General features: G+C 62.0%; 16 protein-coding genes and 1 pseudogene. 11 read left to right on the top strand and 6 right to left on the bottom strand.

Annotated features, from left to right (window positions below):
• Window positions 1-179: 179 nt before the first annotated feature.
• On the top strand, window positions 180-2,873 hold the full coding sequence (locus AD662_RS02540; protein WP_018601278.1) for a putative bifunctional diguanylate cyclase/phosphodiesterase: 2,694 nt from the start codon (window positions 180-182) through the stop codon (window positions 2,871-2,873).
• Between the two features lie 85 nt (window positions 2,874-2,958).
• Window positions 2,959-3,606 (top strand): peptide-methionine (S)-S-oxide reductase MsrA, encoded by a 648-nt coding sequence (gene msrA / locus AD662_RS02535; RefSeq protein WP_018601280.1) that lies wholly within the window; start codon window positions 2,959-2,961, stop codon window positions 3,604-3,606.
• 220 nt (window positions 3,607-3,826) lie between these two features.
• Here the strand turns inward: msrA and AD662_RS02530 are convergent, their stop codons facing one another.
• The 3 genes from AD662_RS02530 to AD662_RS02520 all read right to left on the bottom strand — a co-directional run bounded on the left by AD662_RS02530 (window position 3,827) and on the right by AD662_RS02520 (window position 7,530).
• The gene (locus AD662_RS02530) at window positions 3,827-4,666 is read right to left on the bottom strand and encodes a 23S rRNA (adenine(2030)-N(6))-methyltransferase RlmJ (RefSeq protein WP_018601281.1); all 840 of its coding nucleotides are present in this window, start codon (window positions 4,664-4,666) and stop codon (window positions 3,827-3,829) included.
• A gap of 81 nt (window positions 4,667-4,747) precedes the next feature.
• Window positions 4,748-5,479, bottom strand: a complete 732-nt coding sequence (locus AD662_RS02525; protein ID WP_053185302.1) for a DUF4123 domain-containing protein — start codon at window positions 5,477-5,479, stop codon at window positions 4,748-4,750.
• Window positions 5,476-7,530, bottom strand: a complete 2,055-nt coding sequence (locus AD662_RS02520; RefSeq protein WP_053185299.1) for a type VI secretion system Vgr family protein — start codon at window positions 7,528-7,530, stop codon at window positions 5,476-5,478. Before AD662_RS02520 ends, AD662_RS02525 begins: the two co-directional genes overlap by 4 nt.
• A gap of 268 nt (window positions 7,531-7,798) precedes the next feature.
• On the opposite strand from AD662_RS02520, the gene AD662_RS02515 reads away from it, so the two are divergent.
• Window positions 7,799-8,293: a DUF2165 family protein gene (locus AD662_RS02515; protein ID WP_018601286.1), complete on the top strand. Its 495-nt coding sequence runs from the start codon at window positions 7,799-7,801 to the stop codon at window positions 8,291-8,293.
• 89 nt (window positions 8,294-8,382) lie between these two features.
• Here the strand turns inward: AD662_RS02515 and putP are convergent, their stop codons facing one another.
• Complete coding sequence (gene putP, locus AD662_RS02510) at window positions 8,383-9,867, bottom strand: sodium/proline symporter PutP (protein WP_018601288.1); 1,485 nt, start codon at window positions 9,865-9,867, stop codon at window positions 8,383-8,385.
• Between the two features lie 463 nt (window positions 9,868-10,330).
• Here putP and putA point away from each other — a divergent pair, with 463 nt between their 5' ends.
• Both putA and AD662_RS02495 read left to right on the top strand, forming a co-directional pair.
• A complete protein-coding gene (gene putA, locus AD662_RS02505; protein ID WP_053185296.1) occupies window positions 10,331-14,284 on the top strand; it encodes a trifunctional transcriptional regulator/proline dehydrogenase/L-glutamate gamma-semialdehyde dehydrogenase in 3,954 nt (1,317 codons plus the stop codon).
• A 286-nt stretch (window positions 14,285-14,570) separates the two neighbouring features.
• On the top strand, window positions 14,571-16,373 hold the full coding sequence (locus tag AD662_RS02495) for an acyl-CoA dehydrogenase (protein WP_053185291.1): 1,803 nt from the start codon (window positions 14,571-14,573) through the stop codon (window positions 16,371-16,373).
• Window positions 16,374-16,595: 222 nt separating this feature from the next.
• Here the strand turns inward: AD662_RS02495 and AD662_RS02490 are convergent, their stop codons facing one another.
• Both AD662_RS02490 and AD662_RS02485 read right to left on the bottom strand, forming a co-directional pair.
• Window positions 16,596-16,898: a cell division protein ZapA gene (locus AD662_RS02490; RefSeq protein ID WP_018601295.1), complete on the bottom strand. Its 303-nt coding sequence runs from the start codon at window positions 16,896-16,898 to the stop codon at window positions 16,596-16,598.
• Window positions 16,895-17,125, bottom strand: coding sequence for a hypothetical protein (locus tag AD662_RS02485; protein WP_018601297.1), 231 nt, complete (start codon window positions 17,123-17,125; stop codon window positions 16,895-16,897). The genes AD662_RS02490 and AD662_RS02485 overlap by 4 nt, the downstream gene beginning before the upstream one ends.
• 192 nt (window positions 17,126-17,317) lie before the next feature.
• Between AD662_RS02485 and AD662_RS30030 the strand changes: the two are divergent.
• From AD662_RS30030 to AD662_RS02460, 6 genes and pseudogenes are all read left to right on the top strand, one after another.
• A pseudogene (locus tag AD662_RS30030) lies at window positions 17,318-18,106 on the top strand (MCP four helix bundle domain-containing protein); the annotation flags it as partial.
• A gap of 30 nt (window positions 18,107-18,136) precedes the next feature.
• On the top strand, window positions 18,137-19,009 hold the full coding sequence (locus AD662_RS30025; protein WP_408003921.1) for a methyl-accepting chemotaxis protein: 873 nt from the start codon (window positions 18,137-18,139) through the stop codon (window positions 19,007-19,009).
• A 290-nt stretch (window positions 19,010-19,299) separates the two neighbouring features.
• Complete coding sequence (locus AD662_RS02475; protein WP_018601302.1) at window positions 19,300-21,042, top strand: potassium/proton antiporter; 1,743 nt, start codon at window positions 19,300-19,302, stop codon at window positions 21,040-21,042.
• A gap of 34 nt (window positions 21,043-21,076) precedes the next feature.
• Complete coding sequence (mscK, locus tag AD662_RS02470) at window positions 21,077-24,439, top strand: mechanosensitive channel MscK (protein ID WP_018601304.1); 3,363 nt, start codon at window positions 21,077-21,079, stop codon at window positions 24,437-24,439.
• 36 nt (window positions 24,440-24,475) lie between these two features.
• Window positions 24,476-25,939, top strand: a complete 1,464-nt coding sequence (selO, locus tag AD662_RS02465; RefSeq protein ID WP_053185288.1) for a protein adenylyltransferase SelO — start codon at window positions 24,476-24,478, stop codon at window positions 25,937-25,939.
• Window positions 25,940-26,403: 464 nt separating this feature from the next.
• A complete protein-coding gene (locus AD662_RS02460) occupies window positions 26,404-26,754 on the top strand; it encodes a DUF6124 family protein (RefSeq protein ID WP_053185286.1) in 351 nt (116 codons plus the stop codon).
• Window positions 26,755-26,814 lie beyond the last annotated feature (60 nt).

Raw genomic sequence — 26,814 nt, 5'->3', positions numbered from 1 at the left:
TCCATGCCCTCTGATCGGTCGGCGACTGGAGAAATCCTCTTGTCGGCCGATAAAAGGTTTATAGCACTTGGCCTTCATCTCTCTTGTCAGCCAGTGCCGCAATGATGCAACCTTGCGCCAATCCGTAATAACGAGGGCGTCAGCCCGGCGCGATCAGCATTTTCGAAGCGAGTTTCCCCATGAAAAGCCAACCCGATGCCGCCAGCCGTATGGCGGCCGAGGTAGTGACGCAGTTACCGGTGCCCTCGCGGCTCGGTATGCTGCGTTTCGAACGGCTGAATGAAGCAAGCTGGGCGCTGTTGTTCCTCGATCCCAACTGCGAGCGATACTTCGGCCTACCGGCGGTAGAGCTGTGCTCGCTGGTCAGTGCGCCTTACGCCAGCTTGATGGAGCCCGAAGCACGCTATCAGTTGCACGACGCCATCCAGCAACAATTGGCCCAGGCCGCGCATTACCAGATTCGCTACACGCTCCACACCGCCAAGGGCCCGATGAACGTACTGGAGACGGGGGAGGCCTATAAGCAACACAATCGTCATCTGCTGCGCGGTTACCTGCTGGAAGTGGACAATTTGCTGCAAGGCGAACCCTCCGTGCCGGCCCTGGACCTGGAAACCCAGAATTCACGCCTGCAGATCGCCCTGGAACTGAACCAGCGCGCCCAGCAAGAGCAACTCCAGCACCTGGACCGGGTACGCGCCCAACAGGACTTGATCCTGCTGCTGACCCGTCAACGCTACAGCGCCAACAACTCCCTGCTCGAAGCCGCCGAACTCATCACACGCAGCGCCTGCGACATCTACCAGATCGACTGCGCCAGCCTCTGGAATCTGGACGATGGCAAACTGGTTCCGATTTCCGCCTACAACCGCGCGTCCCAGGCGTATTTCCTGCCGGCGGTGATCGACGCCAACGACTTTCCCGACTACATGGAAGCGCTGCAGACCTGCCGCGCCATTGACGCCCACAATGCAATACGCGACCCGCGCACCCGGGAAATGGCCGAGAGCCTGCGCGCCCGTGACGTCAATGCCATTCTCGACGCCAGCGTGCGTATCGACGGCCAGGTGGTGGGCGTGCTGTGCCTGGAGCAAGTAGGCGTCACCCGCGCCTGGCAATCGGATGAAATCGCCTTTGCCGGCGAGCTCGCGGACCAGTTCGCCCAGGTCATCAACAACCATAACCGACGCACCGCCACCAGTGCCCTGCACTTGTTCCAGCGCGCCGTGGAGCAGAGCGCCAACGCGTTCCTGCTGGTCAATTGCGACGGCGTGGTGGAGTACGTCAACCCGAGCTTCACCGCGATCACCCAGTACACCACCGAGGAAGTCCACGGCCAACGCCTCTCGGAACTGCCGGCCCTGGAGAATCTCAGCGAACTGCTGTTCGACGCACCCTCGGCGCTGGCCCAGAGCAACAGTTGGCAGGGTGAGTTCAAGAGTCGGCGCAAGAACCTGGAGCCCTACTGGGGCCAGTTGTCGATTTCCAAGGTCTACGGCGACAACCGCGAGCTGACCCACTACATCGGCATCTACGAAGACATCACCCAGACCAAGCTGGCCCAGCAGCGCATCGAGCGCCTGGCGTACACCGACAATCTGACCAACCTGGGCAACCGTCCGGCGTTCATTCGCAACCTCGATGAACGCTTCGCCCGGGACAGTGATTCGCCCATCAGCCTGCTGCTGGTGGACATCGACAACTTCAAGCGCATCAACGACAGCCTCGGCCACCAGACCGGTGACAAACTGCTGATCAGCCTGGCCCGGCGCCTGCGCAACAGCTTGAGCCCCAGCGGCAGCCTGGCGCGATTTGCCAGTAACGAATTCGCGGTCCTGCTGGACGACACGAGCCTGGAAGCCGGGCAACAGATCGCCAGCCAGTTGCTGATGACCCTCGACAAGCCGATGTTCGTCGATAACCAGTTGATCAGCGTGACCGGCTCCGTGGGCCTGGCCTGTGCGCCGTTGCACGGCCGCGATCCGCAGACCCTGATGCGCAACGCCGGCCTCGCCCTGCACAAGGCCAAAGCCAACGGCAAGCACCAGGTCCAGGTGTTCACCGAGGCGCTGAATGCCGAGGCCAGCTACAAGCTGTTTGTGGAAAACAACCTGCGCCGCGCCTTGACCCAGAACGAACTGGACGTGTTCTACCAGCCCAAGTTGTGCCTGCGCAGCGGCCGCCTGCTGGGCATGGAAGCGCTGCTGCGCTGGAACCATCCGGAAAAGGGCATGATCCGCCCGGACCAGTTCATCAGCGTGGCCGAAGAAACCGGCCTGATCATCCCCATCGGCAAATGGATCGCCCGCCAGGCTTGCCGCATGAGCAAACAGCTGACCGCGGCCGGCCTGGGTAACCTGCAAGTGGCGATCAACCTGTCGCCCAAGCAGTTTTCCGACCCGGACCTGGTCGCCTCCATCGCCAGCATCCTCAAGGAGGAACAACTGCCGGCCCGGCTGCTGGAACTGGAGCTGACCGAAGGCCTGTTGCTGGAAGCCACCGAAGACACCCACTTGCAGCTCGACCAGCTGAAGCGCCTGGGGCTGACCCTGGCCATGGACGACTTCGGCACCGGTTATTCGTCCTTGAGCTACCTGAAGAAATTCCCGATCGACATCATCAAGATCGATCGCAGCTTCATCCACGAAATCCCGGACAACCAGGACGACATGGAAATCACCTCGGCGGTGATCGCCATGGCCCACAACCTGAAACTCAAGGTCGTGGCCGAAGGCATCGAAACCGCCCAGCAACTGGCGTTTCTGCGGCGCCACCGCTGCGACGTCGGCCAGGGCTACCTGTTCGACCGGCCAATCCCCGGCGCCGAGCTGGTCGAAAAGCTCAAGCGCTACCCGCGCGGGCCTCTGGTCTGACAGCTGCGTATAGCTTGCGGCGGCTTTTCTGAGGCACACTGACGGTCTATTTCGCTCAACTCAATCTGACTGAGAGGACTGATCAATGGTCTTGCGCTCGGAAATCCTGGTGAACAAAAACGTGCTCCCTACTCAAGAACAAGCCCTGCCTGGCCGTGAAACGCCGATGAGCGTGCCGGAAAAACACTTCGTCCACGACGCGCCCCTGCTGGGCCCGTTTGCCATGGACGTGGATTTCGCAATCTTCGGCCTCGGCTGCTTCTGGGGCGCGGAGCGCAAGTTCTGGCAGCGCGAAGGCGTGGTCAGTACAGCGGTGGGTTACGCCGGCGGCTTCACGCCGAACCCGACGTATGAGGAAGTCTGTTCGGGTCTGACCGGCCACAGTGAAGTGGTACTGGTGGTCTATGAGCCAGCAAAAGTCAGCTACGAGCAGCTTCTGAAAATGTTCTGGGAACTGCACAACCCGACCCAGGGCATGCGCCAGGGGAATGACATCGGCACCCAGTACCGTTCAGTGATCTATGCCACCAACCCCGCTCAACTGGCGGCGGCCAAACACAGCGAGCAAGTGTTCCAGGCCGAGTTGACCAAGGCCGGCAAAGGCACCATCACGACCGAAATCGAAGAAGCACCGACGGTCTACTTCGCCGAGGCTTACCACCAGCAGTACCTGGCGAAGAACCCTGAAGGCTATTGCGGGATTGGCGGTACGGGCGTGACCTGCCCGATCTGACTTTTAAACCCCAGACCCAGTGTGGAAGCTGAGCTTGTGGGAGCAAGGCTTGCCCGCGATGCGGCGGCACATTCAACATCAATGCGGCTGAACCACCGTCATCGCGAGCAAGCTTGGCTCCCACAAGAATTTGTGGCGGTTACAGTTCTGCGAACATCCCCGCAACTCATGTGGGAGCGAGCCTGCTCGCGATGGCGCCCTTCCAGACGCCATCAAGCCATCAGCTTTCAGCGATCAACCAATCCATCTGCCACCCGCCCTGGGTCTGCCCCAGCTTTTTCGACAGCCACGGCAGCAGTTCACGCAACTCTTCCTCCAGCCCCCACGGCGGGTTGGCAATCGCCAGGCCGGAGCCGTTCAGGCTGTTGGGCGTCGCCAGTGGATGCACCAGCAGTTCCACCCGCAACAGCTTCGGCGCGCCCGTGCCGGCCAGGTCCTGGTAGAAGCGGCGCAACATCCGCTGGTCCTTTACCGGGTACCAGATCGCCGCCACCGTCTGGCGCATCCGGCCAATGGCTTCCTTGAGGGAGGCGGCGCAGCGCTGCATCTCGTCCAGCTGCTCGAAGGGCGGATCGATCAGCATCAGGGCACGCTTCTCTGCCACCGGCAGCAGTGCCCGCGGCACATGCCAGCCCTCACCCAGGTGCACCGCCACGCGACGGTCGCCTTTCATGTTGTCCTTGAGCAACACGCCGTCTTCAGGGTGTTTCTCATTGAGCAGCACACGGTCATGCGAACGGGTCAGGCGCCGCGCCAGCTCCGGCGAGCCCGGGTAGTAGCGCAACTGGCCGTCCGGGTTCATTTCGTGCAGCACCTTCATGTAATCGGCGGTCAACGGCGGCAGATCGCTCTCGCCCCACAACCGCGCAATGCCTTCCAGGTACTCGCCGGTACGGTTGGCCTGGTCACCCTGCAGGTCGTACAGCCCAATGCCCGCATGGGTATCGAGGTAGGCAAAGGGCTGCTCCTTGCGCGACATCAAGGCGATGAGGCGGGTCAAGGTCAGGTGTTTGAACACGTCGGCGTGATTGCCGGCGTGGAAGGCGTGGCGATAATTCATGGCGGCTCCTGCGAAGGGCGACGAGTTTACCTTGAAGCGCGTCGGACGTCAGGGGTTCGCAGCCCAGCGGACAGGCCAGCCTCAGCCCAGCTCTCGCAGCAAATACGCCTGCAATGGCGCCTTTTGCGCCTCAACCGGCTCCGATCGCTCAAGAAAGCGGGCAATCTTGCAGCGCAAGACGCTGCCGTCGACCCGCTCGAACACATGCGGATGCTCTTCACCCAGCCAAGTGAGCACGTTGTCCAGCAGACAGTCCGTCGGAACCTCGGCCATTGCGTCCAACAGTGCGACGGGTACTTGCCACCAGGGAAAAGCCTGGGCCGGCCGCTGGGCATTTCCCACGACCTCAAGGGATTGCCCATTGATCAGACAGCGCTTGATGACCGGCAAGAGTTGCCCGGCCTCCACCGCCGTCGATTGCAGGATCGGCCGCACAAAGCGCCCATCCCAAAAACGCAGGAAGACCGGCTTGCCACCGGGCAACAACACCTGCGTGAGCCCGCGCAAGTGTTCGACAAGGATTTCCTGGCTCACGCACGAAACCGCCAGCCAACCCCAATCGACGGAATCGGTGGCGGCGATCCAATCAAGAAACCCACTGTCTGCGCTGACCAGACCTACATAAGGCATGACCGCTTCCCACTCGGCGTACGGCGTATCGGCCCAGATCGGGCTGGCTGCCGAGGTCATCGAACGCCTCCAGGCCGACAACGCCCCGGCGTGACTGGCACTGCTGAAAATGGCGAAAAGTTGCTCGGAGGCCTGCAAGGGGTGCTCCTCAAGCCAGGCGCGAGGAGATTGATCGCTGTTCATGGACGCCCCCGGACATCGACAGGTTTGTGAAAGACCGGCGGCGCTGCACAGGCGCCATTCCTGCAACGCTCACACTCCTCACAGAACGGCGCCGAACCTTGGAAACTGAGGATCTGCGCAAGGGAAAGCGCAGGCGCCGCCGCAGCGACCAGCTTCTCGGCGCGGCCTGGAGAGCCGGATGCCGCGCTCATGACCGCCATCGGCGCCCCACCGACCTCGATGGGTACGCTGCTGGAAATCCCCCCGGCGCCGATGTTGATCCAATGGCCGCCGGCCTGAAGGGTCACGCTCGTGCCCCCGTCCAAGACTACCTGCTGGCCGGCGCTGACATGAAACTGCTGGCTGGCATTCAGGACCTGGCTGGTGACACGAATATGCCGCTCGCCGCTCACCAGCAGATGATCGTCCTGCCGCACTTCTGCCCGGCGTTGACCGTGGGTCAGGCGCTGCTCATCGGCCTTGAGCTCGTGCCGTGCCGTACCGGCGACAACGATGCTGCGCTCGTTATCGACCTGCACCCGCTGGTCATGCAGCACATGCTGGGTCCAGTTGCGCTGGGCCCGCAGGTAGATCTCCTCGGCGCCCTTGCGATCCTCGATGCGCAATTCGTTGTAGCCCGCCCCGCCGGGGCTGCTCTGGCTGCGCAACACGCTGCGGGTCTTGTCCGCAGGCAGGTCCAGCGGCACCGGGTTGGCGCCATTGGGCAGGCACCCCACCACCAACGGCTTGTCCACATCACCATCGATGAACCCCACCAGGACTTCCATGCCGACCCGGGGAATCATCACTGCGCCATAGCGATCATGGGCCCAACCGGAGGCCACGCGCAGCCAGCAGCTGGAATGCTCGTCGCATTGACCGTCGCGATCCCAGACCAGTTGCACCTTGACCCGCCCGAATTCATCGCAATGGATCTCGCTGTCCACCGGCCCAGTCACCACCGCCGACTGATAACCATGGGCGCGGGGCTTTTCGTGATGCAAAGGTGGCCGAAAGAACACGTCCCATGGCGTGGCAAGAAAGGTATTTTTGTAGCCCTGGAACTCATCCGGGCCGGCGGCTGTTTCTTCCAGCACCTGCGGTTGACGGCCATGATGGTCGACCTGCGTCAGGAGCCAGAGATCATTCCACGGCTCTCGGGGATGTTCCTTGATACGCATGAAATGTCCGCTGACCAGGGCGCTTTCATTGCTGCCGCCCTCTGCCACGCAGTGGTCGGCGCCGTGGCGCTCAAGGGCGCGTCGGGTCAGATACTTGCCGTCGTCACGGGCGCAGAAACCACCGGGATAGTGATAGTCCTCGAGCACCGGGCGCTGTCGATTGTCGAGTTGGGTTTGCAGTAACAAACCGGGCCTGCGGAAGTCGTAATCGCGCAACGTCACGGCAGTGGTACGGGTCTGCAGCCGCACCGCCAGGCGCTTGATGGCCGGCTCGTCGGCGGCCATGCCGCTGTCCGGCAGGTATAGCGTCGACTCAGGCAGGCGGTGAAACACCGTCTGGTCGTCACCGAACACCAGCAGATGGCCGTCAGGGCGATGCCTGAAGTGATAATGGATACCGACTTCGGCGCAAATCCGCTCGATGAAGGCCAGGTCGCTTTCGCCATACTGCACACAATATTCACGCTCGGGGTATTGCCCGCCCAGCGTGAACTGGCAGGCATCCGCCAGGATCCCGTGTTCCTTCAACACCCGGGCGACGATATCGGGCACGCTCAGGTGCTGGAAAATCCGCTGGTTGATGCGATGACGCAGGTAGGCCAGGCGGGGCACCAGGCTGACCTGGTAACGGGTCAGGCGCTTGCCCGAATCCCCCTGGGCCACGCTATAGACCTGGCCGTGTACGCCACGGCCCCAATCTTCGAACCCCAGAAATGCCTGGCGATGCAGGAGCTCTTCCAGCGCCAGGTCAGACCGCTCGCTGACCAGTTCCAGATCAAAGCGATAGGGCTGGCTGATGGCTTCCTTGCCCTTGAACTCGAGCACCTTGAGTTCATTCGGCTCGCTGTCGAGCGTCAGCGTGAAACGCGGTTGGTTGGCAGGCGGGAACATCCAATGTGCCTCTGCTGAGTGGAGGCGGGCGATTCTGCACGAGCGATAGGGGGAGTGGATTGGAGGTCAGGAAAAACAGATTTGCCTTACAACCAATGAGCTAAAAGCGGCAAGACGTGATGCATTTTCCGATAGACATTCGTGGCATCGCGGCCAACCGCAACCATCCCACAAATGAATCAGCCGTTTCCTGCAACACGACGGATCTCGGCGCCGTAACAGCCGTGATAACGTGTGCTGGTCGCAAAAAAAGCAAAGGATGCACGGCATGACGACACGTTACGCAAAAATCGCAATGACCCTGGCGCTTGCCGCATTCGCCTTCCTGACCGTGTTCAATAACGTCACGGACTACAGCTCCAACTTCAATTTCGTCCATCACGTACTGAGTATGGATACCACCTTTCCCGACAACGCCGCCCGGTATCGGGCCATCGATCAACCGTGGATGTGGCACGGGGCCTATTGGCTGATTATTCTCGGCGAAGCGATGACGGCAGGGTTGCTGGGCTACGGCGCACTGGAACTGTGGCTGGCACGCCAAGCCGAGGCCGCTGTTTTCGCCCGCGCCAAGCGCTGGGCCGTTGCCGGCCTGACGATGGGTTTCTTCGTCTGGTTCTTTGGCTTCATGGTGGTCGGTGGCGAGTGGTTCCTGATGTGGCAATCAGAAATCTGGAATGGCCAGGACGCTGCGTTCAGGTTCTATATGGCGATTTTGGGGGTGTTGATCTTTCTCAACCAGCCTGACGCCAATCCGGACTGAGCGCCATGAAAAAACGGCCCGCCTCCATTGGAGACGGGCCGTTTTTCATGCAAACCCTCCTGCGAGCCATCGAGGCCGCGCTGAAGGTCTTACTGATTCAGACGGAAATCTTTCTCGGCTGCTTCGAAGCGCTGCACCATACCGGCGGTAGGCGAGCCCGTCTTGCTGACCAGGTAGATAGCCAGGCTGGCAAAAATGAAGCCAGGGATGATTTCGTACAGGCCCAGCAGCTCGAAGTGCTTCCAGACGATGACGGTAATCGCCCCCACCAGGATGCCGGCCAGCGCGCCGTTGCGGGTCATGCCTTTCCAGATCACCGAGATCAACACAACCGGGCCGAAGGCGGCACCAAAACCGGCCCAGGCGTAGCTCACCAGGCCCAGTACGCGGTTTTCCGGATTGGCGGCCAGGGCGATGGCGACCAAGGCCACCAGCAGCACCATGGCACGGCCGACCCAGACCAGTTCCAGCTGGGAAGCGCTCTTGCGCAGGAAGGTCTTGTAGAAGTCTTCGGTCAGGGCACTGGAGCACACCAGCAACTGGCAGCTCAGGGTACTCATCACCGCCGCCAGGATGGCCGACAGCAACACACCCGCCACCCACGGGTTGAACAGGATCTTCGCCAACTCGATGAACACGCGCTCAGGGTTCTCGGTCACTGGCCCGGCCACGTCAGGGTGCGCCGAGAAGTAAGCGATACCGAAGAAGCCCACGGCCACGGTGCCGCCCAGGCACAGGATCATCCAGGTCATGGAAATGCGACGGGCATTGGCGATCGACTTGACCGAATCCGCCGCCATGAAGCGCGCCAGGATGTGCGGTTGGCCGAAGTAGCCCAGGCCCCAGCCCATCAGCGAGATGATGCCGATGAAGGTGGTGTTTTTCAGCATGTCGAAGGACGAAGGATCTTTCGCTTCAATAGCCAGGAACGTGGTGTCCACACCACCGGTAGCCAGCAGCACGATGATCGGCGTGAGGATCAGCGCGAAGATCATCAGGGTGGCTTGCACGGTGTCGGTCCAGCTCACGGCCAGGAAACCACCGACAAAGGTGTAGGCGATGGTCGCTGCAGCACCGGCCCACAGCGCGGTCTCGTAGGACATGCCGAAGGTGCTTTCGAACAGACGGGCACCGGCCACGATGCCGGAAGCGCAATAAATGGTGAAGAACACCAGGATGACCACCGCCGAGATAATCCGCAGCAGGCCGCTCTTGTCTTCGAAACGGCTGGAGAAGTAGTCCGGCAGCGTCAGTGCGTCACCGTTGTGCTCGGTCTGCACCCGCAGGCGACCGGCCACGAACAGCCAGTTGAGGTAGGCACCGACGATCAGGCCGATGGCGATCCAGCTTTCCGACAGGCCGGACATGTAGATGGCACCCGGCAAGCCCATCAACAACCAGCCGCTCATGTCCGAAGCACCGGCGGACAATGCCGTTACCACGCTGCCCAGGCTGCGACCGCCCAGGATGTAATCGGAAAGGTTGTTGGTGGAGCGGTAAGCCATCAGACCGATCAGGACCATGGCTGCGATATAGATCACGAAAGTGATCAAGGTGGGATTACTAACACTCATGAGTTACGCCCTGGCTTTGTTTTTATGGTGCGGTGGCAGTTGAAAGCGTCGACAACACGGACGTTATAGCGACGATTTGCAGTCCCGCGAATTTATGACTGATGTTTCCCCAGGAAAGCCATCAGCCGATGCCCCTCGACGTTGAAGCCGGTTGCACCTTGGCCGCGAATGCTATTCAACAAATCAAATAAGGTGCAACCAGTTTCGCTCGAATAAGTTGCACCTGATCGGTTTTATCGCAAATTCTGTGTTTTTTGCTCCCTTTTAGTGCAGTTCCTAGCACTCAGCTAGAAGCCAAAGCACTAAGCCGGTGCAGGATCAGCCGGGCAACATTTGCTTCCGGATGAGCTGCCTGTCATTTCGAGAAAAAAAGGGTTGCACCCGGTTGCACCTCAATCATCCCGCAGCTAATCTTGCCGCCAGCTGATGCCACGCCATACGTGGTAAACATGAGGATAAAAATATGGCTACCACCACCCTTGGGGTCAAACTTGATGACCCGACCCGCGAACGCCTCAAGGCGGCCGCAACCTCGATTGATCGCACGCCGCACTGGCTGATCAAGCAGGCAATTTTCAATTACCTGGAAAAACTCGAGGGTGGTGCAACCCTGACCGAGCTGAACGGTTCACCTCGCACCGACAGCGACGATGCTGGCGATGTGCAGGTCGACCATGCTCACCAATGCTTCCTCGAATTTGCCGAGAGCATCCTGCCGCAATCGGTCCTGCGCGCCTCCATCACCGCCGCTTACCGTCGCCCTGAGCCGGAAGTGGTGCCGATGCTGATCGAGCAGGCCCGCCTGCCGGCGCAAATGGCCGAAGCCACCAACAAGTTGGCCGCCTCCATTGCGGAAAAACTGCGCAACCAGAAAAGTGCCGGCGGCCGTGCCGGTATCGTTCAGGGCTTGCTGCAGGAATTTTCCCTGTCGTCCCAGGAAGGCGTGGCGCTGATGTGCCTGGCCGAGGCGCTGCTGCGCATTCCGGACAAAGGCACCCGTGATGCGCTGATCCGCGACAAGATCAGCACCGGCAACTGGCAGCCACACTTGGGCAACAGCCCGTCGCTGTTCGTCAACGCCGCCACCTGGGGCCTGCTGCTGACCGGCAAGCTGGTCGCCACCCATAACGAAGCGGGCCTGACCTCCTCCCTGAGCCGCATCATCGGCAAGAGCGGCGAGCCGATGATCCGCAAGGGCGTCGACATGGCCATGCGCCTGATGGGCGAACAGTTCGTCACCGGCGAAACCATCGCCGAAGCCCTGGCCAACGCCAGCAAGTTCGAAGCCAAGGGCTTCCGTTATTCCTACGACATGCTGGGTGAAGCCGCACTCACCGAACACGATGCGCAGAAGTACCTGGCCTCGTACGAACAAGCCATCCATTCGATCGGCAAAGCGTCCCATGGCCGTGGGATTTATGAAGGCCCGGGCATTTCCATCAAGCTCTCCGCCCTGCACCCGCGTTACAGCCGCGCCCAGTACGAGCGCGTCATGGAAGAGCTGTACCCGCGCCTGCTGTCGCTGACCCTGCTGGCCAAGCAATACGACATCGGCCTGAATATCGACGCCGAGGAAGCCGACCGCCTCGAACTGTCGCTGGATCTGCTGGAGCGCCTGTGCTTCGAGCCGCAACTGACCGGCTGGAACGGCATCGGCTTCGTGATCCAGGCCTACCAGAAGCGCTGCCCGTATGTGATCGACTACGTCATCGACCTGGCCCGCCGCAGCCGCCACCGCCTGATGATTCGCCTGGTCAAAGGCGCGTACTGGGACAGCGAGATCAAGCGCGCCCAGGTCGAAGGCCTGGAAGGCTATCCGGTCTATACCCGCAAGGTGTACACCGACGTGTCCTACATCGCTTGCGCGCGCAAGCTGCTGTCGGTGCCGGAAGTCATCTACCCGCAGTTCGCCACGCACAACGCCCATACCCTGGCAGCCATCTACCACATCGCCGGCCAGAACTATTACCCGGGCCAGTACGAATTCCAGTGCCTGCACGGCATGGGTGAACCGCTGTACGAACAGGTTGTAGGCAAGGTTTCCGAAGGCAAGCTGAACCGTCCGTGCCGTGTGTACGCACCGGTCGGCACCCACGAAACACTGCTGGCCTACCTGGTACGTCGCCTGCTGGAAAACGGCGCGAACACGTCGTTCGTCAACCGTATCGCTGACCAGTCCATTTCGATTCAGGAGCTGGTGGCCGATCCAGTGGCCAGCATCGAGCAGATGGCGACGCTGGAAGGCGGTTTCGGCCTGCCGCACCCGCGCATCCCACTGCCGCGCGACCTGTATGGCAGCGACCGCGCCAACTCCAGCGGCATCGACCTGGCCAACGAGCATCGTTTGGCGTCGCTGTCCTGCGCCCTGCTTGCCACTGCCCATAACGATTGGAAAGCCGTGCCGATGCTCGGCTGTGCTGCCAGCGAAGAAACCCCGGCAGCGGTACTGAACCCCTCCGATCACCGCGACGTGGTCGGCCATGTGCAGGAAGCCACGGTTGCCGACGTCGACAACGCCATTCAATGCGCCCTCAACGCCGCACCGATCTGGCAGGCAACGCCGCCAGCCGAGCGCGCCGCGATCCTCGAGCGTGCCGCCGACCTGATGGAAGGCGAGATCCAGCCGCTGATGGGCCTGCTGGCCCGCGAAGCCGGCAAGACCTTCGCCAACGCCATCGCCGAAGTGCGTGAAGCCGTGGATTTCCTGCGCTACTACGCGGTGCAGGCGCGCAACGATTTCACCAACGATGCCCACCGCCCACTGGGTCCGGTGGTCTGCATCAGCCCGTGGAACTTCCCGCTGGCGATTTTCAGCGGCCAGGTCGCCGCTGCCCTGGCCGCCGGCAACCCGGTATTGGCCAAACCCGCCGAGCAGACGCCATTGGTGGCTGCCCAGGCGGTGCGCCTGATGCTCGAAGCCGGCATTCCGGAAGGCGTGCTGCAACTGCTGCCGGGGCGCGGCGAAACCGTCGGTGCCCGCCTGGTGGGTGACGAGCGGGTCAAAGGCGTGATGTTCACCGGCTCCACCGAAGTCGCTCGCCTGCTGCAACGCAACATCGCCGGTCGCCTGGACAACCAGGGCCGGCCGATCCCGCTGATCGCCGAAACCGGCGGCCAGAACGCCATGATCGTCGACTCCTCGGCGCTGACCGAACAAGTGGTCATCGACGTGGTGTCGTCGGCCTTCGACAGTGCCGGCCAGCGTTGCTCGGCCCTGCGGGTCCTGTGCCTGCAGGAAGATTCCGCCGACCGCGTCATCGAAATGCTCAAGGGTGCCATGGCCGAATCGCGCCTCGGCAACCCCGAGCGCCTGTCCGTGGACATCGGCCCGGTGATCGACGCCGAAGCCAAGGCCGGCATCGAGAAGCACATCCAGGCCATGCGCGACAAAGGTCGCACCGTGTACCAGATGGCAATCGCCGACAGCGACGAGTGCAAGCGCGGCACCTTTGTGATGCCGACCCTGATCGAGCTGGAAAGCTTCGATGAACTGCAACGCGAGATCTTCGGTCCGGTGTTGCACGTGGTGCGCTACAAGCGCAAGGAACTGGATCAGTTGATCAACCAGATCAACGCTTCCGGCTACGGCCTGACCCTGGGTGTGCACACGCGCATCGACGAGACCATCGCCAAGGTCATCGACAATGTGCATGCGGGCAACGTCTACGTGAACCGCAACATTGTCGGTGCCGTGGTCGGTGTACAACCGTTTGGTGGCGAAGGCCTGTCGGGCACCGGTCCCAAGGCCGGCGGTCCGCTGTACCTGTACCGCCTGCTGTCGACACGTCCTACCGATGCGATCCAGCAATCCTTCGCCCGTGGTGATGCCCTCACCGCGCCGGACCTGCGTTTGCGCGACGCCATGAGCAAACCGCTGACCGCGCTGCAAGCCTGGGCCGACAGCCAGAAGCTCGCCGAGCTGAGCGCCCTGTGCGTGCAGTTCGCAGCCCAGTCGCAAAGCGGTATTACCCGGACCCTGACCGGCCCGACCGGCGAGCGCAACAGCTACGCCATCCTGCCGCGCGAGCACGTGTTATGCCTGGCCGACGTGGAAGGCGACCTGCTGACGCAACTGGCGGCCGTACTGGCTGTGGGCGGCTCGGCCGTGTGGCCGGAAACCGACACCAGCAAGGCGTTGTTCGCACGCTTGCCGAAGGAGATTCAGGCACGCATCCAACGGGTTGCCGACTGGAACAAGGACGAGGTGCTGTTCGACGCGGTCCTGCACCACGGCGATTCAGACCAGCTGCGCGGCGTTTGCCAGCAGGTAGCCAAGCGCGCCGGCGCCATCGTCGGGGTCCATGGCCTGTCCCAGGGCGAAACCAGCGTGGCGCTGGAGCGCCTGGTGATCGAGCGAGCCTTGAGCGTCAACACCGCGGCCGCGGGGGGTAACGCCAGCTTGATGACTATCGGCTAACCCGCTGTAGACCAGGCACCTGCAAGGGGTGCCTGGCAATCCAATCCCTGTGGGAGCCGGCTTTGTGGGAGCAAAGCTTGCTCGCGATCCAGGCGCTGCGGTCCTCGAGAGACCGCGGCGTTTTCATCGCGGGCAAGCCTTGCTCCCACAAAACCTGATCCCACAGAGCTCGCTCCCACATTGGGATTAGTGTCGCCCGCACCTCTGCATCACTACCATCAATCATCCTGTTCAGCCTCCATTCCCACGCCTAGACTCGGCCCATCCCCAAAAAAGGTAAGCCGCCATGTCCGAGACGCTGCTCAGTTCCCGCAATCTGGCTTTCGAGCTGTATGAAGTCCTCGATGCCGAGGGCCTGACCCTGCGCGAGCGGTTTGCCGAGCACAATCGCGAAACCTTCGACGCCGCCATCGGTACGGCCCGCAGCATCGCCGAGAAATTTTTCGCACCCCACAACCGCAAGAACGATGAAAACGAACCGCGCTACGAGAACGGCGAGGCGATTCTGATTCCCGAGGTGAAACCGGCGGTGGACGCCTTCCTCGAGGCGGGCTTTCTCAACGCCGCACGCAGCTTCGAGGCGGGCGGCATGCAACTGCCGACGTTGCTGTCCCAGGCCTGCTTCGCGCACTTCCAGTCGGCCAACGCCGCTTCGACCTCTTATCCGTTCCTGACCATGGGCGCGGCGAACCTGATCGAGAGCTTCGGCAGCGAGGAGCAGAAGCAACGCTTCCTGCAACCGATGATCGACGGTCGTTTCTTCGGCACCATGGCCCTGACCGAGCCCCATGCAGGCTCTTCGCTGTCGGATATTCGTACGCGCGCGGAGCCTGCATCTGACGGCACCTATCGACTCAAAGGCAACAAGATCTTCATTTCTGGCGGCGATCATCCGTTGTCGGAAAACATCGTGCACATGGTCCTGGCGAAATTGCCGGACGCGCCGCCGGGCGTGAAAGGCATTTCGCTGTTTATCGTGCCCAAGTTCCTGGTCAACGACGACGGCAGCCTCGGCCAGCGCAACGACGTGCTGCTGGCCGGGCTATTCCACAAGATGGGCTGGCGTGGCACCACCTCCACCGCGCTGAACTTCGGCGACAACGGCGAATGTGTCGGTTACCTCGTAGGCAAACCGCACCACGGCCTGAGCTACATGTTCCAGATGATGAACGAGGCGCGAATCGGCGTCGGCATGGGCGCGGTGATGCTCGGTTACGCCGGCTACCTGTATTCCCTGGAATACGCCCGCGAACGCCCGCAGGGTCGGGTGCCCGACAGCAAGGACCCGACCACCGCCCCCGTGGCGATCATCCAGCACGCCGATGTGCGCCGCATGCTGCTGACCCAGAAGGCCTACGTCGAAGGTTCGTTTGACCTGGGCCTCTACGCAGCACGGCTGTTCGACGACACCACCACCCTGGACAGCGAAGCCGAGCGTCGGCGCGCCCATGAGTTGCTGGACCTGCTGACCCCCATCGTCAAATCCTGGCCCTCAGAGTTCTGCCTGAAAGCCAACGAACTAGCGATCCAGATTCTGGGGGGCCACGGCTACACCCGCGAATACCCGGTGGAGCAGTATTACCGCGACAACCGCTTGAACCCGATCCATGAAGGCACCCACGGCATCCAGTCCCTGGACCTACTGGGGCGCAAACTGGCGCAGAACGGCGGTGCCGGGCTCAAGCAATTGATCCGGCTGGTGGCCGACACCACCGAACGCGCCCAGGCGCACGCGTCACTGACGCCGTTACGCCAGCCGCTGGAAGCGCTGGTGGCGCGCCTGCAAACCGTCACCCTCGGCCTGCTGACGGACCTGGCCCAGGGCAAGGTCAACAGCAGCCTCGCCAACTCGGCGCTGTACCTGAAGGTGTTTGGGCACATGGTGATCGGCTGGCGCTGGCTGGAGCAGGCGATTCGTGCCGAGGAAGGCTTGGCCAAGGGGAATGCCGCAGACAGCGATTTCTATAAAGGCAAGCTGCAAGCGGCACGCTACTTCCTGACCTGGGAAGTGCCGGGTTGTCATCATGAACTGGCGATTCTTGAGGCGCGGGATGATACGTGCCTGGGGATGCGGGATGAGTGGTTCTGAGCCGGGTCATGCAGCGGGGCTGAAATCCAATCGCGAGCAGGCTCGCTCCCACAGGGGGCAAGGGGTGAACGCAGATTTTGTGTTCACCAATATCTAACTGTGGGAGCGGGCTTGCTCGCGAAGGCGGTGGATCAGACAGATCATTTGCGACTGAAATACCGCTTTCGCGAGCAAGCCCGCTCCCACAATTTAATCACCGTCAACCTTTGGCCTTCATAGGTTTCAGGCCTGCTGAATGGTCTTGGCAATCACATCGACCGTGGCGCTGACTTGCTCTTGGTAACGGTCGAGTTCCGCTTGATGTTGCTTCTGCATTTCCATCTGCTGCGAACACAGGTTCATGGCCGCCAATACCAACAGGCGATCACCGATCAGCGTCGGGTATTTCCTTTTCGTGTCGGCCAGTGCGGCCTTGAGCATGGCAGCGGCGTCCAACAGGGCCTGTTCCTGCCCGGTCGGCGCTTTGATTGAATAGTCTTCTCCCAGGATCGAGATGACTGTCACCCCATCGGCGCCGTGCTTCATGCGCTGACAGGCCCGGCGCTGGCGCGCTCGATCAAGGCCTGGATGCGGGCGGCGGTGGTGCCATGCAATTCTTCCTGTTCCATCAGGCTCAGTTGCAGGCTTTCGTTTTCATCCTTGGCCTTGGCAAGTTCCGCGCCCAGGGTTTCGTTCAGGCCGGTGAGGTGACGGTTCTGTTGCACCAGGTCGTTGACCAGTTGCTCCAGTTGGCTGAGGGATGTTTCCAACATATTGATTTCCAGGCATTTCAAGGGGCGCGTACGATAAAGAAAAGTCCCCGCCAATGCCACGCTTTACGGGGTGGCAGGGCTTTTCCGGCGAGTTTTAGAGACTGCGAATGAGGAATCTGGTTCCGACCCTTCGTCGCACCGCCAACTTTGCTGTGTGACAAAAGCACGCATGTCACTCAAGACTTTAGTCGTATGACCGATAAGTCATGGAACAGCAGTCATAGCCCCGCACGGACGCGGCTACTTCCGGTACTTTCCATGTCTCTACGTAATATGAACATCGCGCCTCGGGCATTCCTTGGGTTTGCCCTGATCGGCGCCCTGATGCTCGCCCTCGGGGTGTTTGCCCTGACCCAGATGAGCAAAATCCGTGATTCGGGCGAAAGCATCGCCCAGAACAGCGTACCCAGCATCAAGGCCCTGAATGAGTTCACCCAACTGACCCTGCGCCTGCGCGTGCTGTCCTATCGCTTGCTGGTCAACCGCGAATCGGACGTCCAGCAGAAAACACTGGACCTGCTCGAGCAGCGCAACCAGCAGATTCGCGCGGCCCAGGCCGCCTATGAAAAGCTTATCAGCGCCCCGGAAGAACGGGCCGCCTACGACCAGTATGGGCAATTGCTGGGGCAGTACCGCCAGCTCGAAGATCAGATGAAAAGCCTGTCGCGCAACAATCAGGTTGATGAGCTGCGGACGCTGATCAACACCCAGGTGTTAAGCAACTCCGATGCGATCAACGCTGTGCTCGACCGTCTGATAGACATCAACAACCAACAAGCCGAGGCCTTCAATCAGGGGGCGACACAGCAATACTCAACGGCCTTCAACTGGGTCGTCGCGCTGCTGATCATCGCTACCGGCCTGACCCTGCTGTTCGCCTGGCTGCTGACCAACAGCATCACCAAGCCGATTGCCAACGCGCTGGATGCCGCCGAGGAAATCGCCAAGGGCAACCTGACCCGCCCGATTGTCGTCGATGGCAGCGACGAAGCCGGTCGCCTGCTGCGGGCGATGTCGACCATGCAGGAAAAACTGCGCGACACCTTGCAGCGGATCTCAGGGTCGGCCACACAACTTGCGTCGGCGGCCGAAGAGCTCAACGCCGTCACCGACGAAAGTGCTCGCGGCCTGACCCAGCAGAACAACGAAATCGAGCAGGCCGCCACCGCGGTCAACGAGATGACCAGCGCCGTGGAAGAAGTCGCGCGCAATGCGGTGAGCACCTCCGAAGCCTCGAAAAACGCCACCACCTCCGCAGGTGACGGCCGCGACCTGGTGCAGGAAACCGTCAGCGCCATCGAACGCATGAGCGCCGATGTGCAAAGCACTGCCGCCTTGATCGGCAACCTGGCCGATGAGTCCCGCGACATCGGCAAGGTGCTGGACGTGATCCGCGGCCTGGCCGACCAGACCAACCTGCTGGCGCTGAACGCCGCCATCGAAGCCGCCCGTGCCGGTGAGGCCGGTCGTGGTTTTGCCGTGGTCGCCGACGAAGTCCGCGCCCTGGCCCACCGCACCCAACAGTCGACCAGCGAGATCGAGCGCATGATCGGCAGCATCCAGAGCGGCACCGAACACGCCGTGGATTCGATGCGCAACAGCACCGAACGCGCGGAGTCGACGCTGAACATCGCTCGCGGTGCCGGCATGTCCCTGGACACGATCAACACCGCCATCGTCGAGATCAACGAACGCAACCTGGTGATCGCCAGCGCCGCCGAAGAACAGGCCCAGGTCGCCCGTGAAGTGGACCGCAACCTGGTGAACATCCGCGACCTGTCGGTGCAGTCAGCCACCGGCGCCAACCAGACCAGCGCCGCCAGCGCCGAACTGTCGCGCCTGGCCGTGGATTTGAACAGCATGGTTGGGCGGTTCAGCCTTTAATCCACGCAGCTGTTGATGATGATCGTTCCCACGCTCCGCGTGGGAATGCAGCCGGGGACGCTCCGCGTCCCAAAAGCCGAACGCGGAGCGTCCGTAGATGCATTCCCACGCAGAGCGTGGGAACGAGCGGAGCGTCCGTCGAGGCGTTCCCACGCAGAGCGTGGGAACGATCAGCTCCCCTCCCTCCCAACCTTTTTTGACAGCATCACATTTCAACAGGTTAGAATCGCTGGCACGCAGACTGCATGGTCAGTCTGCGCCCGCCCCTCAGTATTCCCGGAGTAACGCCTTTGACTGCAACGACCATCAACAGCCTGTTCTTGATCGGCGCGTTGCTGGTAGGTGCGAGCATCCTGGTGAGTTCTCTTTCGTCCCGCCTGGGCATCCCGATCCTGGTGATCATCCTGGCCGTGGGCATGGTGGCCGGTGTCGACGGCGCCGGTATTCTTTTCGACAATTACGCCACGGCCTACCTGGTCGGCAACCTCGCATTGGCAGTCATCCTGTTGGACGGTGGCTTGCGCACGCGGGTGTCGAGCTTTCGCGTGGCGCTGTGGCCGGCGTTGTCGCTGGCCACGGTCGGGGTGTTGATCACCACCGGACTGACCGGCCTGGCGGCGGCGTGGCTGTTCAACCTGAACCTGATCCAGGGCCTGCTGATCGGCGCCATCGTCGGCTCGACCGATGCCGCGGCAGTGTTTTCGCTGCTGGGCGGCAAGGGCTTGAACGAACGGGTCAGCGCCACCCTCGAGATCGAATCCGGCAGCAACGACCCCATGGCGGTATTCCTCACCGTCACCCTGATCGGCATGCTCGCCAGTGGCGAAACTGGCCTGCACTGGAGCCTGCTGGGGCATCTGATGCGCGAGTTCGGTATCGGCGCGGTGATTGGCCTGGGCGGTGGCTGGCTGATGCTGCAATTGGTCAATCGCATCAACCTGGCCAACGGCCTGTACCCGATCCTGGTCATCAGCGGCGGCCTGGCCGTGTTCGCCCTGACCAACGCCCTGCACGGCAGTGGCTTCCTCGCGGTGTACCTGTGCGGCCTGGTGATCGGCAACCGTCCGGTGCGCAGCCGCCACGGTATCTTGCATATGCTCGATGGCATGGCCTGGCTGGCGCAGATCGGGATGTTCCTGGTGCTGGGGCTGCTGGTCACGCCCCACGACCTGCTGCCCATCGCCCTGCCCGCCCTGGGCCTGGCGTTGTGGATGATCCTGTTTGCCCGCCCACTGTCGGTCATGGTCGGCCTGTTGCCGTTCAAGGCGTTCCACGGTCGCGAAAAAGCTTTTATCTCCTGGGTCGGCCTGCGCGGCGCGGTGCCGATCATCCTCGCGGTGTTCCCGTTGATGGCCGGGCTGCCCCACGCCCAGCTCTATTTCAACCTGGCGTTCTTTATCGTGCTGGTCTCGCTGCTGGTGCAGGGCACGAGCCTGCCATGGGTCGCCAAATTACTGCATGTGACCGTCCCGCCCGAGCCGCTGCCGATTTCCCGGGCGGCGCTGGAAGTCCACGTCACCAGTGAGTGGGAGTTGTTCATTTATCGCCTGGGCAAGGAAAAATGGTGCATCGGCTCGCCCCTGCGGGACCTGAAAATGCCCGAAGGCACACGCATCGCTGCCCTGTTTCGGGGCCAGCAACTGCTCCATCCGTCGGGTAGTACCGTGCTGGAAGTCGATGATTTGCTGTGTGTTATCGGCCATGAACACGATTTGCCGGCCCTTGGAAAACTGTTCAGCCAAGCGCCGCAACGGGGCCTGGATTTGCGTTTCTTCGGCGACTTCGTACTTGAAGGAGACGCCCAGCTGGCCGCGGTTGCGGCGCTGTACGGGTTGAAGCTGGAAGGCATCGATCCGGACATGTCCCTGGGCCGCTTCATTGCCCAGAAAGTCGGCGGTGCGCCAGTGGTCGGCGACCAGGTGGATTGGAACAACACCCTGTGGACCGTCGCGGCCATGGACGGGAACAAGATCGGCAAAGTGGGCGTCAGATTCCCCGAAGGAAGTCGCCCGGGTCCCGGCTTGTTCCTCTAAACTGCTCCCACTCTCACTTGCTTGACCGGTCTCTATGCCTACCCTGCGCTCCTTTTTCGCCATCGCCCTGCTGGGCCTGAGTCTCTCCGTCTGCACACTGCAAGCCGCAGACCTTCCTGCCAGCACCTCGGTGCAGGCCAGCCTGGACAAGATCGCCGACCGCAAACTGCCGGAAGCCGACCAGAAAGCCCTGCAGGCCGTCTTGCAGGGCACGCTGACCCAGCTCAACAACAAGGCCGACTACGAACAGAAGCTGCAGACGCTCAAGCAGCAACTGGCCACTGCGCCCAAGCAGAACATCGAGAACCAGCGCGAGCTGGCGCGGCTCAAGGGCACCACAGTGGTGCCGGTGGCGCAACGCTATGCCAACCTGCCGATTCCCCAGCTCGAGCAAATGCTCTCGGATCGCTCCACCCAGCAGGGTGATCTGCAAAAAGCCCTGGCCGATGCCAACAGCCTGATCATCACCGCCCAGACCCGCCCCGAGCGCGCCCAGGCGGAAATTTCCAGCAGCCAGACCCGCATCCAGCAGATCAACGCCATCCTCAAGGCCGGCCGAGACGCCGGCAAGACCTTGAGCGCCGAGCAGCGCGACCAGCTCAACGCCGAGCTGGCGGCGCTCAATGCGCTGATTCCGCTGCGTCGCCAGGAGCTGGCCGGCAACAGCCAACTGCAGGACCTGGGCAACGGTCAGCACGATTTGCTGATGGAAAAAATCGCCCGCACGGAGCAGGAAATCCAGGACCTGCAAAACCTGATCAACCAGAAGCGCCTGGCCCAGTCCCAGGAAACGGTGACCCAGCAATCCATCGAAGCCCAGAAGGCCGGTGGCAGCAGCCTGTTGGCGACCGAAAGCGCGGCCAACCTGAAGCTCTCCGACTACCTGCTCAAAAGCACCGACCGCCTCAACGAGGTCACCCAGCAGAACTTGCGGACCAAGCAACTGCTGGACAGCGTCACCCAGACCGACGCCGCCCTGGACGAGCAGATCAGCGTACTCAAGGGCAGCCTGCTGCTCTCCAAGATCCTCTACAAACAGCGCCAGACCTTGCCGCGCCTGAAGCTGGACCAGAACCTGGCCGACCAGATCGCCGACATCCGCCTGTACCAGTTCGAAGTCAGCCAACAGCGTGAGCTGTTGAACAATCCCAGCGCCTATGTCGACAGCCTGCTGGCCTCCCAGCCATCGGAACAAGCCACGCCGCAATTGCGCAAGACCTTGCTGGAACTGGCCCTGACCCGCGTCGACCTGCTGGAACGCCTGAACCGCGAGTTGAGTGCGGTACTCAACGAATCCATCACCTTGCAGCTCAACCAGAAGCAACTGCTCAGCACCGCCCAGAACCTGCGGGCGACCCTCGAAGAGCAGATGTTCTGGATTCCCAGCAACAAACCGCTGGATTTCGAATGGATGCGTGCGGTGCCGGTGCGCCTGGAAAAACAGATCGACTCGCTGCCCTGGGCTTCGAGCCTCAGTGAGCTGGCCGATGGCCTGACCCAGCGGCCACTGCTGTTCCTGCCCCTGGCGCTGCTGATCGGCGCGCTGCTGTGGCGGCGCAAGAATCTCTATGCTCGCCTGAACAAGGTTCACCAGGACGTCGGTCACTTCAAGCGCGACAGCCAGTGGCACACCCCCCAGGCGATCCTGATCAATATCCTCCTGGCGATGCCGGTGGCCCTGGCGCTGACCCTCTGCGGCTACGCCTTGCAGATCGACGCCCGCGGCCAGAACGCCAACCTCGGGGCGGCGCTGCTGCAGATCGGCCAGGCCTGGCTGGTGTTCTACACCGCCTATCGGGTGTTGGCGCCGGGCGGCGTGGCCGAGTTGCATTTCCGCTGGGAGAAACCCCAGGTCGAATTCCTCCAGGGCTGGATCCGCCGGCTCGGGCTGGTGGTGTTGGCGTTGGTGGCAGTGGTGGCCGTGGCCGAGTTGCAACCCTCGACCCTGGCCGATGACGTGCTCGGCATGCCGGTGGTGCTGACCTGCTACGCGCTGATGGCGTGGTTGCTCAGCCGTCTGCTGCTGAGCAGCCCGACCCACAAGAACACGTCGCTGTTCCGCAAGGCGGTCGGGGTGCTGTTCACCGCGCTGCCGATCGCGCTGTTCGTGGCGGTGTGCTTCGGCTACTACTACACCGCACTGAAACTCAGCGACCGGTTGATCAACACCCTGTACCTGCTGATGTTCTGGCTGGTGATCGAGGCCACCTTCGTCCGTGGCCTGTCGGTGGCAGCGCGGCGCCTGGCCTACCAGCGTGCCCTGACCAAGCGCCAGGCCGCCAAGGAAGCCGGCGACGGCGAAGCGGTGGTCGAGGAACCGACCCTGGACATCGAGAAGGTCAACGAGCAGTCCCTGCGCCTGATCCGCCTGGCCCTGCTGGGTGGTTTCATGGCTGCGCTGTACTGGGTCTGGTCGGACCTGATCAGCGTGTTCTCCTACCTGGACAACATCACCCTCTACGAATACACCAGCGGTACCGGCGTCAACATGAGCATGGTGCCCATCAGCATCGGTGACATGCTCGGCGCGCTGATCATCATCGGCATCACCTTCGCCCTGGCGCGCAACCTGCCGGGCCTGCTGGAAGTGTTCGTGCTGTCGAAGCTGAACCTGGCCCAGGGCAGTGCCTATGCCACCACCACGCTGCTGTCCTATGTGATCGCCGGCTTCGGTTTCGTCACCACCCTGTCCACCCTGGGCGTGAGCTGGGACAAACTGCAATGGCTGGTGGCCGCGCTGTCGGTGGGCCTGGGCTTCGGCATGCAGGAGATCTTCGCCAACTTCATCTCCGGGATCATGATCCTGTTCGAACGCCCGGTGCGCATCGGCGACACCATCACCATCGGCAACCTGTCGGGCACGGTCAGCAAGATCCGCATTCGTGCGACCACCATCACCGACTTCGACCGCAAGGACATCATCGTCCCGAACAAGACCTTCATCACCGGGCAACTGATCAACTGGTCGCTGACCGACACCGTCACCCGGGTGACCCTGAAACTGGGCGTGGACTACGGCTCGGACCTGGACCGGGTACGCGAATTGCTGCTCAAGGCCGCTCGTGACAACCCGCGCGTGCTGAAGGAACCGGAACCGATCGTGTACTTCCTGAACTTCGGTGAAAGTACCCTGGACCATGAGCTGCGCATGCACGTACGCGACCTCGGTGACCGCAACCCGGTGCTGGACGAGATCAACCGCTTCATCAACCGTGAGTTCAAGAAGGAGCACATCAACATCTCCTTCCGGCAGATGGAAATCTATCTGAAGAACCTTCAGGGCCAGGAGTACAAGCTGGTGCCCGCCGAGCCCGAGCACAAAACCCTCGGGCCCGTGCCCTCGGCCGTAGCCAGCATCAAACCGGTGCCAGAGCCGCCGCAAGACACACTCGACTGATGCGCGCTGCCTGAGGGCGGCGCGCCGGAGACGGCCATGAAAACGCTGGAAACCTTGACCTTCGATAACCGTTTCGCCCGCCTGGGCGACGGCTTATCGACCCACGTGCTGCCCGAGCCCATCGACAATCCGCGACTGGTAGTCGCCAGCCCGGCGGCCATGGTGCTGCTGGACCTGGACCCGGCGCAAGCCCAGGCACCGCTGTTTGCCGAGATCTTTGGCGGCCACAAGTTGTGGGCCGAAACCGAGCCCCGGGCGATGGTGTATTCCGGGCATCAGTTCGGTCACTACAACCCGCAATTGGGCGATGGCCGTGGGTTGCTGCTGGGCGAGGTGTACAACGAGGCCGGCGAGCACTGGGACCTGCACCTCAAGGGCGCCGGCCAGACGCCATTCTCACGGATGGGCGACGGGCGCGCGGTGCTGCGCTCCTCGATCCGCGAATTCCTCGCCTCCGAAGCCCTTCACGCCCTGGGCATCCCCACCACCCGTGCCTTGTGCGTGATCGGCTCCGACACCCCGGTGTGGCGCGAAAAGCAGGAGCGCGCCGCCATGGTGCTGCGCCTGGCGCCCAGCCATGTGCGCTTCGGGCATTTCGAATATTTCTACTACACCAAGAAACCCGAGCTGCATGCGGCCCTCGCCGAGCATGTGTTGAACCTGCATTTTGCCGAGTGCCGTGAGCAGCCGGAGCCGTACCTGGCGATGTTCCGCGAAATCGTCGAGCGCAACGCCGAGCTGATTGCGAAATGGCAGGCCTACGGCTTCTGTCACGGCGTGATGAACACCGACAACATGTCGATCCTGGGCATCACCTTCGACTTCGGGCCGTTCGCCTTCCTCGACGACTTCGACGCCAACTTCATCTGCAACCACTCCGATGACCAGGGCCGCTACTCATTCAGCAACCAGGTGCCCATCGGCCAGTGGAACCTCAGCGCCCTGGCCCAGGCCCTGACGCCGTTCATCAGCGTCGACGCCCTGCGTGAAACCCTTGGCTTGTACTTGCCGCTGTACCAGGCCCATTACCTGGACCTGATGCGCCGCCGCCTCGGCCTGACCAGCGCCGAGGAAGACGACCAGAAGCTGCTGGAGCGCCTGCTGCAATTGATGCAGAACAGCGGCGTCGACTACAGCCTGTTCTTCCGCCGCCTGGGCGACCAGGCACCCGAGCAAGCCGTCGCCACCCTGCGCGATGACTTCGTCGACCTCAAGGGCTTCGACGCCTGGGGCGAACTCTACGTCGCCCGCGTCAACCGCGAAGGCCCCGTCGACCAAGACCAACGCCGCGCCCGCATGCACGCCGTCAACCCGCTGTACGTGCTGCGCAACTACCTGGCGCAGAAAGCCATCGACGCCGCCGAATCCGGCGACTACAAAGAAGTCCGCCGCCTGCACACCGTGTTGAGCAAGCCGTTCGAAGAACAACCGGGCATGGACAGCTACGCACAACGCCCGCCGGAGTGGGGCAAGCATCTGGAGATCAGTTGCTCGTCGTAACCCTTCCTCGCCGCAGGTTCGGGGTTGCCTGGGAGAAAGTCATCGCGAGCTTGCTCGCGATGGCGATCTTCAATTCACCACATGAAGCCAATCCACTCCCCGTGACGATCACCGCGTTTATTTCGATGTAGGACCATTCAGGAGCAGGCTACGCCGCCTTGCGCCATTGCCTACAACTACGCCAGAATCCGCCGGCTTGTGCGCCTTGGGATCGGGCTTTATCGTTTTCCCCGTCGCTGAAAATCAGCGATCGGGTTTAGCGATCCGACTCAACACAGACGCAACAATGCCCAGTCTCGATTGCAGTCTTTTACGTCTGCAACTCGCTTAATGGTGGCTGTGCGTGGGAGACCTTCTGGTCTACCCGGGGTTTCTGTGACCCGGATCGCTAACCTGCGTACAGCCGCCACCTTTACTTGTTTAGCGATAGGTCGTGGTGGCTCAACCAATCACGGAGATTCACCATGTTCAAAGCAACCCCCAATCCGCCCGATACCGATCCAGCCAATAAAAACTCAAAAGAATTCGACGAAACGGCTGACCGCGTCCTCGACTACTACCTCAACCCAAAACCCAGCAAACCCGAGGCCGATCCAGGCCAACTGTTCACCGTCGTCAATGGCGTCGACACCGAAACCCTGCTCGCCAACCTCAGCGAAAACCTGGCCTCGGCCAACGCCATGGTCAGTGACCTGGCGTTCGATTTGGAAGGCCCCAAGCGGCACATTGCCCTGGGCATTCAGCAGTTGATCGAACTGAGCAGCTTATTGGCGAACCGGGCACTGGACAACGTCGACCCACGCCAGTCGACATAGCGCATCCCCCTGTGGCGAGGGAGCTTGCTCCCTCGCCACAGTTAGTGCGCCGCGCCAAAC

The organism is Pseudomonas kilonensis, assembly GCF_001269885.1.
GTDB classification, from domain to species: Bacteria; Pseudomonadota; Gammaproteobacteria; order Pseudomonadales; family Pseudomonadaceae; genus Aquipseudomonas; species Aquipseudomonas kilonensis.
The sequence above is the reverse complement of the archived record's forward strand: the minus strand, read 5'-3'. Positions and strand labels throughout refer to the sequence as shown.